Origin of the sequence: Paenibacillus pinistramenti (assembly GCF_005869875.1) — a bacterium.
GTDB lineage: Bacteria > Bacillota > Bacilli > Paenibacillales > Paenibacillaceae > Fontibacillus > Fontibacillus pinistramenti.
On sequence record NZ_VAWG01000002.1, the window covers coordinates 456,788 to 468,324 of the forward strand.

Consider the following 11,537-nt stretch of genomic DNA (forward strand, 5'->3'; position numbering starts at 1 on the left):
CTTTCGTGCGGTTAACGGATGCCCAGCACAACCATGCCAATTCCGTCGATCTCCATTGTCCGCTCCTTGAGGCTGCGCACCAGCGGCTCCCCGAACCGCACTTCCCATTCGCCGAGATCAGGCAGGCTGACCTGTACAGGCTCACGATTCGAATTATAAATAATATATAAATGCCGGTCTTCATCGCCGCCGGCGTGATCGCGCAGGCTGTACGCCACGGAGTGGTAAGGAGAATGCTCAAAATGAAGATGCTTGCGGATCAGCTCGGCTGTCCGGAGCCGGAAAGCCGGATGCTGCCTGCGAAGAGCAATCAGCTCCCGCATATAGGCCACATCCTCCTGGTGGACGTTACAGCGGTCCCAGTCCAGCCGATTGGTCAGATCATCCGCGTTGTAACTGTTCTCAACCCCGTCTTTGGTGCGCATGAACTCCTGGCCCGCGTGCAGAAACGGAATGCCCTGGCTCGTCATGATGATCGCCGAGCCAAGCCGGTGCATCGCCCGGCGGAGCAGCGCTGCGTCGCTGCCCGTGGCGAGTACGATTTTATCCCACATCGTGTAGTTATCATGGCATTCGGCATAATTGACCGATTGGACAGGCTCCTGGGCAAATGCACGGATCTCGGCATCATAGCGGATTCCTCCAACGATGCCTTTGCGGATCTCATTCTCATAGCCGGCGTCTGCTGTAATAAAACCTCCTGCTTTCGGATCAAAGACATCGCCTTTAACCGCATTTCGGATCACATCGCTGAAGTGGCCGATGCCCGGCAGCATTTTGGCATTCACCATTGCAGCCTGGCGCTTTGGATCAAGTTCCGTCGGAATGTTCCAGCCTTCCCCGTACAGCATGATCGCCGGATCGAGCTCATCCAGCCGCCTGCGAAGCTCATTCATCGTGTCTATATCCAGCAGGCCCATCAGGTCAAAGCGGAACCCGTCGAAATGAAATTCTTCAGCCCAATACAAGACAGAGTCGATAATAAATTTGGAGACCATGCGGCGTTCGGAAGCCACATCATTCCCGCAGCCCGAGCCGTTGGAGAACCTGCGGTCAGCCGTATAACGCAGATAATATCCCGGCACCAGCCGGGTAAAGTGTATCAGGTGCCCATCGTACACATGGTTATAGACAACATCCATAACCACCCCAATCCCCTTGTCATGGAACGCCTGGATCAGCTCCTTCAGCTCCCGGATCCGGGCAGCCGGATCATACGGATTGGTTGCATAGGAGCCTTCAGGCACATTGTAATTCTTGGGGTCGTACCCCCAGTTATACTGCGGCTCATCGAGACGGGTTTCGTCGACGCTTTCAGTGGCATAGTCGTACACAGGCAGCAGCTGAACATGGGTAACCCCGAGTCCGGCAATATGGTCCAGTCCGGTCGGAATTCCTCCAGGCCCGGTGGTCCCGGACTCGGCAAGCCCCAGATATTTGCCTTTATGCACTGCACCGCTCGCAGGATGGATCGTCGCATCCCGGACGTGAATCTCATAGATCACAGCATCCAGCGGCGAAGCGAGGGCGGGTCTGTCTTCTGTCCACCGCTGCGGGTCCGTGCTTCCCGGAGCCAGAATACAGCCTCTGTCACCGTTGACGCCTACAGCTCTTGCGTAGGGGTCAGCCGCTTCATGCATTTCTTCCCCGATTTTTACGGAATAAGTGTAATAAATCCCCTCGAAGTTGCCTTCAGCCTCCAAAACCCAGGTTCCTTTGACATCCCTGCGCATGCGGCGCTTGTCAGGCTGCTCAGCATTCCAGCTCTCGTAGAGATTCACCCAGGCCTCGCCGGCAGTCGGCGCCCATAGACGGAATAAAGTCCGGTCCTCACTGCAGCGGGCGCCCAAATCATCGCCGTCATAGAAATAGATGTCATCAAATTTCGGGTCAAATACCTCTAAGCCCCCGGTGATAACCGGATCACCGTAGTTGGTGGTCATTTGTCGATCTTTTTGAACGGACAAAGCTGCTGTTCCTCCTCTTTTTCCCGGCTGCGCAGCAGATGAATGAATGAGACTCCGCGCGCCAGTCTGCTCTCTGCTCATGGAAACCATTATCACAGAAGTCTTTTACACACTTTCTCATATAACGGGCAAGGTGCTTTCCCTGGTGCTGATTGACTGAACGTATATCAGGTTCATTATATTCAGTGCAGCTGTTAAAAAAAAGCCTGCCCAAGCTCGCTCTTTAAATTAATACCTCACATGGGCAGCGTTTAATCTTTCGGCGTATGGGCACACGGAGCCGATTCAGTCGTTTAGGGTCACTTCCCGCAAAAGACGGCGCAAATCTGCTCCACAATTTGTTCCGGCGAATAGCCGCGCACTTCTCTTTGCAGCTGGTAAGAATCGCCCTTGAATAAACTCAGGAGCATGTCAGCCTTGAAGACGCTGCTTGCCGCTGAATCCGCTTTAACACTCTGCTCTTCAAACAGGCGGACATAAATCTCATGCAGTCTAAGATAGAGCGGATCATGGATAAACGGCTTGCTCTTGACGCTTCCAGCGGAATCTTCGACACCTTTAAGCAGCTGGTTCTTATTTTCCCTGAATTGAATAAAGAGGTTGAGCACCCCTTTCAGCTTGTCATCCGGAGGAGTCGCCAGGTTCTCCTGTAAATAAGCTTCGATATCCTTAAACAAACCGTCAATCTGGTCCTTGATCAGATCCAGGCAGATTTCGCCCTTGCTGCTGTACCGGCGGTAAAGGGTGCCGGGGCCGATGCGGGCCTCCTGGGCAATTTGATTCATGCTTACCTGTGTGACGCCATGCTGGCCAAACAGTCCGGACGCTGCCTCAAGGATACGTCTGCGGTTCTCGGCGGCATCCCGCCGTTCAGAGCGGCCGTCCTTCTTTATGTTATCCTTCAAGTTCTATCACTCCCAAATTCCGTTGACAAACGGAGAATTCTCCGCTTATCATAAGTGAGATGGTTCTCCGCTTCATATTAGCTTAGCGAAAGGGAGATAACAAGAGCAGCAAATTATGGTAACCGGGACAAGCACGAGCCGTCTTCATTTCAGATTTCAGAATCAACAGATAAGGAGAGCAGAAACATGTCTATCAAATCGACCAATCGGCAAATGGTCACCCTGGCAATGCTGGTCGCCATTCTCTTAGTCGCCATTGATGTCACGGTTGTCAGCACAGCTACGCCGCAGATCGTGAGCGACCTCAGCGGTTTATCCTTGATCAGCTGGGTATTTGCGATTTATACGCTGACCACAGCTGTAACCACTCCCATTTACGGGAAATTAGCCGATTTATTCGGCCGGAAGAGCATTTTTATTATCGGTGTTATTTTATTTGTGGGGGGGTCCATGTTATCGGGAGCTGCTCAGACTATGAGCCAATTGATCTGGTTCCGCGCTGTCCAAGGGATTGGGGCAGGGGCCGTAATGCCGCTGACTTTTACAATTATCGGGGATCTCTACCCTGGAGAACAGCGCGCGAAGATGCAGGGGGTATTCAGCTCGGTTTGGGGAATCGCCGGCCTGCTCGGCCCGCTGATCGGCGGTTTCTTTGTGGACCAGGTCAGCTGGCGCTGGATCTTCTATATTAATCTGCCCATCGGCCTCGTCTCCCTGCTGCTGATCATCTTCTATTTCCATGAGTCACTGGAGAAGAAGGCTGACCGGACAATCGACTACTGGGGCGCTCTAACCTTCACCATCGGTATTTCATCCCTGCTGTACGCGCTTCTTAACGCCGGCGAGGGCCAGAAGTACGCCTGGAATTCAGGTCCTGTTTATACGCTGCTTGGGGTTGCCGTTATCTTCATTATCCTCTTCGGGATTATTGAAAGCAGGGTGAAGGAGCCGATGCTGCCCCCTTCCCTGTTCCGGATTCCGGTCATTTCGGTCTCCAATCTCGTAAGCTTCCTATCGAGCGCGGTCGTAATAGGCGTGAACGTTTATCTGCCGATGTGGATTCAGGATATTCTGGGCCACAGCGCTACCAGCTCCGGCCTGACGCTCATGCCGATGTCGATCGCCTGGCCGCTTGCAGCCACGTTTGCCGGACGCTACATGTACAAGATTGGCTCCAAACTGACGGCGGTTGCAGGCTCTGTCTTCATTGCTCTTGGCGGCACCTGGCTGCTGGCTCTGGAACTCGGATCGCCTTACTGGTATTTTGTAGGGATTATGATCGTCATCGGGCTCGGCATGGGGTACGCAACGACGCCGACGACTGTACTGATCCAGTCCGCTGTAGGCTGGCAGATGCGCGGCGCGGCTACCGCCTCGAATACGCTGATGCGCTCCATTGGACAAACGGTGGGAATAGCCGTGTTCGGGACTATTTTCAACACCTCCATTGTGAACGATGGACAAGGAAGCTCAAGCAGTGCGGCGGGTACGGGTGGAAAAATAAGCAGCGCCGCGCTTGCCCACGGCATGCATCTGGTGTTTGTGCTCGTCTTTATCATTGGCATCGCCATCGTCATCTCCTCGCTGTTTCTGCCTTCCCATAAGAAGGTTGTGGAGCAGCAGCGGGAAGTGCAGCCTTAACTTCGGGCCAAAGCTGGCGCTGCAAATCATCTCCGCACGCCAAAAATAACCGCAGGGCTCTTGCGCCTCTGCGGTTATTTCATTTAGCTGTCTTAGCCGTGCTCCGGCTCCTCATCCAGCAGGGAAGCCTCCACCATGTTGATAAATTGGCGGAGCTTGTTCGCCACAGACCGGGAGATGCTGCCTTTCTCATACATGGTCTGCACCTCGTCCCTTTCAGCCTGGACGGCTTTCATTCTCAGCTCTTTCTTGTACTCTTTGAACTCCTTGGATTCCATCCCTTCAGGTGAAGCGGTGAGCCTGTAGATCATTTCCTTATAACGTGTAATGACCCCGGAAGAGACCATCCGATTTTCAGCACACAGGCTGCCGGAAATGGCTTCAATCGCTGCCTGGCAGGTCTTGACCTTGGCGTTCTTATACTCATCCAGCTTATTCTTCTCCTTCGTCATGGCCGAAGGCCGGAACAGCTTGTTGAAGATCCGGCGGAAGATGAGCCTGAGGAACGAGATCCGCATTCTGAATCTTCTCCGGGTGGTCAGCATATATTCCATCTCATCCATCATGTCGAAGAATTTGGCTGCGACTTCTGCTGTAATTTCTCCCCGCTTCACCAGCGCCTCGATTTCCGCCCGCTCGGCTTTGACGCCAAGCAGCCGAACCTCGCATTCTGTTTCCCGGAACTTGTCGATATCCTGAACAACCAGGGACTGCATTTCGCGGATTTCCTGATTGTAGTAGGAAATGAGTTCCATCGCGGCTCTTTGATTCTCGCCGGTCATCTCGTCCTTCGTAATCGCAATCGCCTTCTTCAGGAGCGCAACGCGGGCGGCAACCTCCTGCTGTTTCTCCTCCTCATGGCTGTAATCCGAATCCGCCTTCCGCGAAAGCAGCGGGAGCAGAATGCTGGCTGCAAGCAGGGTAAACAGAATAACTCCCGCCGCGATAAAGATGATCAGATCCCTCTCTGGAAAAACCTCCCCGCTCCCCAGCATGTAAGGGATGGAGAAAGCACCGGCCAGCGTAACCGTCCCCCGGACGCCGGACAGAGCGGTCAGCAGCGAGGTCTTGAAGCGGTGCTGATCGAGTTCGGTATTCTCCTGCTGCTCCCGGTCTCCGCTGCCTGCTCTCCAGAACACATACACCCATGCGAAGCGCAAAGCCAGCAGCAGCAGGGAAATCTCGGCGATATATCCGAGCACCTGACCGTTATCAAAGGACGGATCTTTAAAAATGACACGGGCCACATCCGGCAGCTGAAGGCCCAGAATGACGAACACAAGACCGTTCAGCAGGAACAAAATGACCGACCAGGTGCTGTCGGACGTAATCCGCAGCCGGTAATGAGGCGAGCTGATCCGGTCGGTGTCAATTGAATGCACAATCCCTGCCGCAACGACTGCAAGGATGCCGGAGACGCCTGCCTCCTCTGCGATCAGATAAATCAGGAATGGCGTCAGAATCTGCACCAGCATGAGCAGCGTGACATCTTCCATGCCGAGGCTGCGTATCCATGCCTGCAGGCGGAAGATGAGCAGCGCCAGGACTGCGCCGATCAGCAGGCCGCCAATTGCAATCAGGAGGAAGCTGAGCGTGGCATTTGCGAGTGAGAATACACCGGTCACAGCAGCCGCCACCGCAAATTTAAAAGCAACCAGGCCGGAAGCGTCGTTCATCAGCGATTCTCCCTCCAGCAGGCGCATAATCCTCTTCGGCAGCTTGATCCGGCCGGCAAGCGAGCTGACGGCCACCGCATCGGTCGGCGACAGGATCGCGGCCAGCGCGAACGCCGCTGCAAGCGGAATGGACGGAATCCGGAAGTGGATGAAATATCCGGCCACCACGACGGTCGCAAAGACAAGACCGAGCGCCATCAGGAGGATTGGAGCCCGGAGGCTCCAGAGCTCGCCGCGCGGTGTCTTTTTCCCGTCGTTATACAGCAGCGGAGCAATAAACAGCACAAAGAACAGCTCCGGATTCAGCGGGAGATGAATGTACGGCGGGATCAGGCTGATCAGCGCGCCCAGCGCGATCTGGAACAAGGGCACCGGCACAAACGGCGCAAACCGGTTAAGCAGATTTGATACGCCGACCAGCCCCAGTAATATAAGTACTGTAAAAAATATTTCCATGGGACAGGCAGCCCCTTTCCATTTTTATAAATAAAGCCGCCGTCCCCCAGCGGGAACGGGCGGCTTTGCACTTCTTATTCCTATTTCCTTATGCCTTTGCTTTAGCAAGCAGGTACAGGAAATAAGGGGCACCGATCACGGCCACTACGATGCCGGTCGGCACTTCGCCGGTGTGCATGACGGAACGGCCGATCGTGTCGCCGATCAGCACCAGCAGGGCTCCCAGCAGAGCGGAGACCGGCAGCAGGTGCTTGTAATTGGGGCCAACCAGGCGTCTGGCCAAATGCGGTCCGATTAAGCCGACAAAGCTGATCGAACCGCCGGAAGCGACGCAGGCGGCTGCCAGGCATACGGCCGCGGCGAGCAGGCCGAAGCGGTCTTTTTCCAGATTGGCACCCAGTCCAAGAGCTGTTTTATCTCCAAGTGACAGCACATTCAGCACCCTTGACTTGTAGAATACGTAAGGCAATAGTACCAGAATCCAGGGCAGCAGCGCCAGTACGTAATCCCAGGTTGTCCCGCTGATGCTTCCTGCCAGCCAAATATATACAGACTGGTATTTCTCCGGTGTCAGCCGGACGGATATTACGATCATCGCAGCGCTGACGCCTGCGGCAATCCCGATGCCGTTCAGCACCAGACTTGTTGGTGACAGACCTTCGGATCGTCTAAAGGCCAGGCTGTAGATCAGCACAGCTGTAAGCATGGCGCCGGCAAGCGCGAACAGCGGCATCATAAAAGCCGTTCCGAGCGTCACAACCGGGAAATAGGCCGCATAGATCAGGATCGCAAGGCCTGCTCCAGCATTAATGCCCAGTATCCCCGGCTCTGCCAGCGGGTTGCGGGTCAGCCCCTGCATGATCGCGCCGGAAACGGCAAGCCCTCCCCCAATGAGGACGGCAATGACGATTCTCGGCAGCCTGAGCTTGAACAAGATCAGATGCTCGCGGGCGTCTCCCCCGCCGAACAAGGTATGAATGACCTGCGCCGGAGTCAGCTTCACCGCTCCCAGATTCATACTGATCAGAAACACGGCCGCAAGTGCGGCCAGAAGAAGGAGTGCCAGCCAAACGGTCTTTCTGGACCTTTTGACTAAATGTCCGTAAGGAGGAGTTGTGTTCTTCATCGCATTTCCCTGCCTCCTCTACGGACGAGATACAGGAAGAACGGGACGCCGATAAGGGCGATCAGGCCGCCGACCGGCACTTCCTGCAGCGGATTGATAATCCGCGAGCCGATATCGGCCAGCACGATCAGCAGCGCGCCGAACATGCCGGAACAAGGAATCACCCAGCGGTAATCCACTCCAACCAGATAGCGCACAATGTGCGGAATCAGCAGGCCGAGGAAGCCGATGGCGCCGACCGCAGACACCGCTGCACCGGCCAGCACCAGAACGACCACCGTTCCTCCGAGGCGGATCAGCCCATTCCGCTGTCCCAGACCGGAGGACACCTCATCGCCGAGACTTAACACCGTAATCGAGCGGGATAGAAGAATTGCCCCGATCAAAGCGGCTGCAACCCAGGGGAACATGATTTTTACCTGGGTCCAGTGAATGCCCGCCAGACCGCCCGCGTACCAAAACGCCAGGTCCTGTCCGATCTTGAAATATACGGCGATGCCTTCCGCCAAAGCGGACAGCAGCGCACTGACTGCCGCGCCTGACAGCGCCAGCCTCATCGGCGTCAGGCCTTTCTTGGACAAGGAGCCGATTCCGAATACCATTCCTGCTCCAATCCCTGCACCAATAAAAGAATACAGAATTAACGTGTTATAAGACATATTGGGATAAAGGGCAAAGACCGCGGCCAGCACGAAGCCTGCGCCGGCGTTCAGCCCCAGCAGTCCCGGGTCCGCAATCGGATTGCGGGTCATCCCCTGCATAACCGCTCCTGAAACGGCAAGGCCTGCGCCTACCATTACGCCTGCCAATGCACGCGGAAGCCTCACTTCACGGATAACCAGATGATCGTTCACATCGGGATTAAAGTGCAACAAGGCCTGCCAGACAGTTCTTAGCGGGATAGAAATTGAACCGACCGAAATCGAAACCAGCAGCGCGAGCACCAGAAGTACCGCTCCGCTGATCAGAATTGTGACAGCTGCCAGCGGCCGGCCCTTGGGCTTATGCTTCTTCTGGTCATCCGGCCGGCCTCCAGCTGCGCTTGATGAGGTTGCTTCCATCATCCATCTGCTCCTATCTGCCTTGCTTGCTGAGAAATTATGTATACAAGACGAATTAACGATCAAGTCATACAGCTTTCATTTTATTGATAATCATTCTCAGGGTCAATCTTTTTTGCCTGCCGGGCCGGGAAGCCGGCTCAAGCCGGGCTCAAATCTGACTAATGCCTGACTAATATCTGACAAAAGTCTGACTCAAGCCTAGCGGTTAGCAGTGCCAGCTTCCCTTCCCCGCTGCATAGCGTTAAATCTGCCGCCTCTTGACCGGACTGATCTTCCAAATCTCCGAGGCATATTCCCGAATGGTGCAGTCACTGGAGAATTTACCGGAATGCGCAATATTAAGGATGGCTTTCTGATGCCAGTCTGACTGATTCCGGTATGCCAGATCAATATTCAAGTGCGCTTCGATATAGCTTGAAAAATCTTTCAGCACAAAGTATTCATCATTATGGTCCAGAATCGACTGGTAAATGTCGCGGAATTCATTCTCCTGGCTGCACACGGGTCCCGGCGCAATCAGCTGGTCCATGACCTCATGGATGCGGGAATCGCTGTTATACATATCCCAGGCCGAATACCCGCCGTACTGATAGAAGTTCTGCACCTGCTCCGCGCTGAGCCCGAAGATGAACATGTTCTCATCCCCCAGCATTTCGTGCATTTCCACGTTAGCCCCGTCCATCGTTCCTACGGTTAAAGCTCCGTTCATCATGAACTTCATGTTTCCTGTGCCTGAGGCCTCTTTGCTGGCTGTGGAGATCTGCTCGCTGACATCTGCAGCCGGGATGATCTTCTGGGCGAGGGATACCGAATAATTTTCCAGAAAAATCACCTTCAGCACATCTCGAACCGCCTTATCCCCGTTGATCCGAGCGGCTACCGTATTGATCAGCTTGATAATCCGCTTGGCCAGGTAATAGCTTGGCGCCGCTTTGGCTCCAAAGATAAAGGTCCGCGGCACAATATCCATATTCGGATTTTCCTTCAGCTGATTATACAAGTGAATGATATGGAACACGTTCAGGAGCTGTCTCTTGTAAGCGTGCAGGCGCTTGACCTGAATGTCGAACAAGGAGTTCGGATCTACGGTAATGCCCTGCTTCTCCAGAATGTAGGCGGCGAGCCGCTCTTTGTTCTGCTTCTTGACCTTGGCGACCTCATTCTGGAAGGCGGCATCCTTGCAGCACTTGATCAGCCCGTTCAGCTCCTGCGGGTGTTTGATCCATCTTGAGCCCATACATTCGGTAACCAGTGCGGCAAGGTCCGGATTCGCATACATCAGCCAGCGGCGGTGCGTAATTCCGTTGGTCTTGTTATTGAACCGCTCCGGATACAGTTCGTAAAAATCCTTCATTTCCCGCTTCTTTAATATCTCCGTATGCAGCGCGGCTACTCCATTAATGGAGTGTCCGCCGTGAATGGCCAGGTGGGCCATGCGGATTTGATTATGTTCAATGATGGCCATGCGGGACACTCTGTCCGGCTGATCGGGATAACGTTCATTCAGCTGAATCCGGAAGCGGCGGTCAATCTCTTCGATGATCATGTAAATGCGCGGGAGCAGCTCCTTGACCATCTGCTGCGGCCATTTCTCCAAAGCCTCGCTTAAGATAGTGTGATTGGTATAGCCCACCACTTTATTGGTGATCTCCCATGCTTCATCCCAGCCGAACCCGTTATCGTCGATCAGCAGGCGCATCAGTTCCGGAATGACCAGCGTCGGATGTGTATCGTTGATCTGGATTGCAACCTTCTCCGGCAGCTCGGTCAGCGGCAGATTCAGCTTGCCGAATGTGCGCAGGACGCTCTGCACACCGGCCGAGCACAAGAAATACTGCTGTTTGAGCCGCAGCAGCTTGCCTTCATAATGGGAATCGTCCGGGTACAGGAACTCGGAGATGGATTCCACGGACCGGTTGTAGTCCAGGTACCTGTAATAACTGCCGTCCTGCCCGGAAGGCTGGCGGAAAGGGTCCATCATGGACTCGGCGCTCCACAGCCGGAGTGTATTGATATGGGGATTCCCGAAGCCGATAATCGGCACATCATAAGGCACGCCGCGGACCGATTCATACTGGATCGTTTCAAAGATCAGCCTGCCCTGCACTTCGCGGGTAACGACATTTCCCCAGAACCGGACCTCTACCTGCTTGTCGGGCCGGCGGATCTCCCACTCATTGCCTTTCTGAAGCCAGTAATCCGGCAGTTCCACTTGGTTGCCGTCCATAATTTTCTGTTCGAACAAACCGTATTTATAGCGGATTCCAGTTCCATGGCCGGCATACTGGAGAGAAGCAAGGGAATCCATAAAGCAGGCCGCAAGCCTGCCCAGCCCGCCGTTGCCCAGCCCCGCGTCACTTTCCTGCTCTTCAACCTCTCCGAAGGGAAAACCCAGCTCTTTAAGTCCGTCCCGGACCGTTTCGAGTACCCCGAGATTCAGCAGATTGTTGCCCAGCAGCCTGCCAATCAGAAACTCCATGGAAAAATAATAAACCTGCTTCTCCTTCTGCTCCTTGTATACGGTGTTCGTCTGCGCCCAGTCCCGGCCAATCTGTTCGCGGATCATTCCGCTGAGCACTTTGTAGACGTCAGCCTCCGATACTTCCTCCAAAGGCCGGCCAAGCTTGTCAACCAATTGCCTTGTTAAGGCGCGCTTGAAAGTATCTTTATCTTTAAACAATGGCTTTCTCCTCCTGACCAGC

General features: G+C 54.5%; 7 protein-coding genes. 1 reads left to right on the forward strand and 6 read right to left on the reverse strand.

Going from position 1 to position 11,537, the window contains the following annotated elements:
* Positions 1-11: 11 nt before the first annotated feature.
* Both pulA and FCN15_RS04870 read right to left on the reverse strand, forming a co-directional pair.
* Positions 12-1,967: a type I pullulanase gene (pulA, locus tag FCN15_RS04865; protein ID WP_138493841.1), complete on the reverse strand. Its 1,956-nt coding sequence runs from the start codon at positions 1,965-1,967 to the stop codon at positions 12-14.
* 299 nt (positions 1,968-2,266) lie between these two features.
* Positions 2,267-2,872 (reverse strand): TetR/AcrR family transcriptional regulator, encoded by a 606-nt coding sequence (locus tag FCN15_RS04870; RefSeq protein WP_138493842.1) that lies wholly within the window; start codon positions 2,870-2,872, stop codon positions 2,267-2,269.
* A 186-nt stretch (positions 2,873-3,058) separates the two neighbouring features.
* Between FCN15_RS04870 and FCN15_RS04875 the strand changes: the two genes are divergently transcribed.
* Positions 3,059-4,513 (forward strand): MDR family MFS transporter, encoded by a 1,455-nt coding sequence (locus FCN15_RS04875; protein WP_238996513.1) that lies wholly within the window; start codon positions 3,059-3,061, stop codon positions 4,511-4,513.
* A 92-nt stretch (positions 4,514-4,605) separates the two neighbouring features.
* Here FCN15_RS04875 and FCN15_RS04880 read toward each other — a convergent pair whose 3' ends face one another.
* The 4 genes from FCN15_RS04880 to FCN15_RS04895 form a co-directional block, all read right to left on the reverse strand.
* Positions 4,606-6,645: a Na+/H+ antiporter gene (locus tag FCN15_RS04880; protein WP_138493843.1), complete on the reverse strand. Its 2,040-nt coding sequence runs from the start codon at positions 6,643-6,645 to the stop codon at positions 4,606-4,608.
* Positions 6,646-6,733: 88 nt separating this feature from the next.
* Complete coding sequence (locus FCN15_RS04885; RefSeq protein WP_138493844.1) at positions 6,734-7,771, reverse strand: FecCD family ABC transporter permease; 1,038 nt, start codon at positions 7,769-7,771, stop codon at positions 6,734-6,736.
* Positions 7,768-8,835, reverse strand: a complete 1,068-nt coding sequence (locus tag FCN15_RS04890) for a FecCD family ABC transporter permease (protein ID WP_238996514.1) — start codon at positions 8,833-8,835, stop codon at positions 7,768-7,770. The genes FCN15_RS04885 and FCN15_RS04890 overlap by 4 nt, the downstream gene beginning before the upstream one ends.
* 241 nt (positions 8,836-9,076) lie before the next feature.
* Positions 9,077-11,515 (reverse strand): glycogen/starch/alpha-glucan phosphorylase, encoded by a 2,439-nt coding sequence (locus FCN15_RS04895; protein ID WP_138493845.1) that lies wholly within the window; start codon positions 11,513-11,515, stop codon positions 9,077-9,079.
* Between the last annotated feature and the right edge of the window lie 22 nt (positions 11,516-11,537).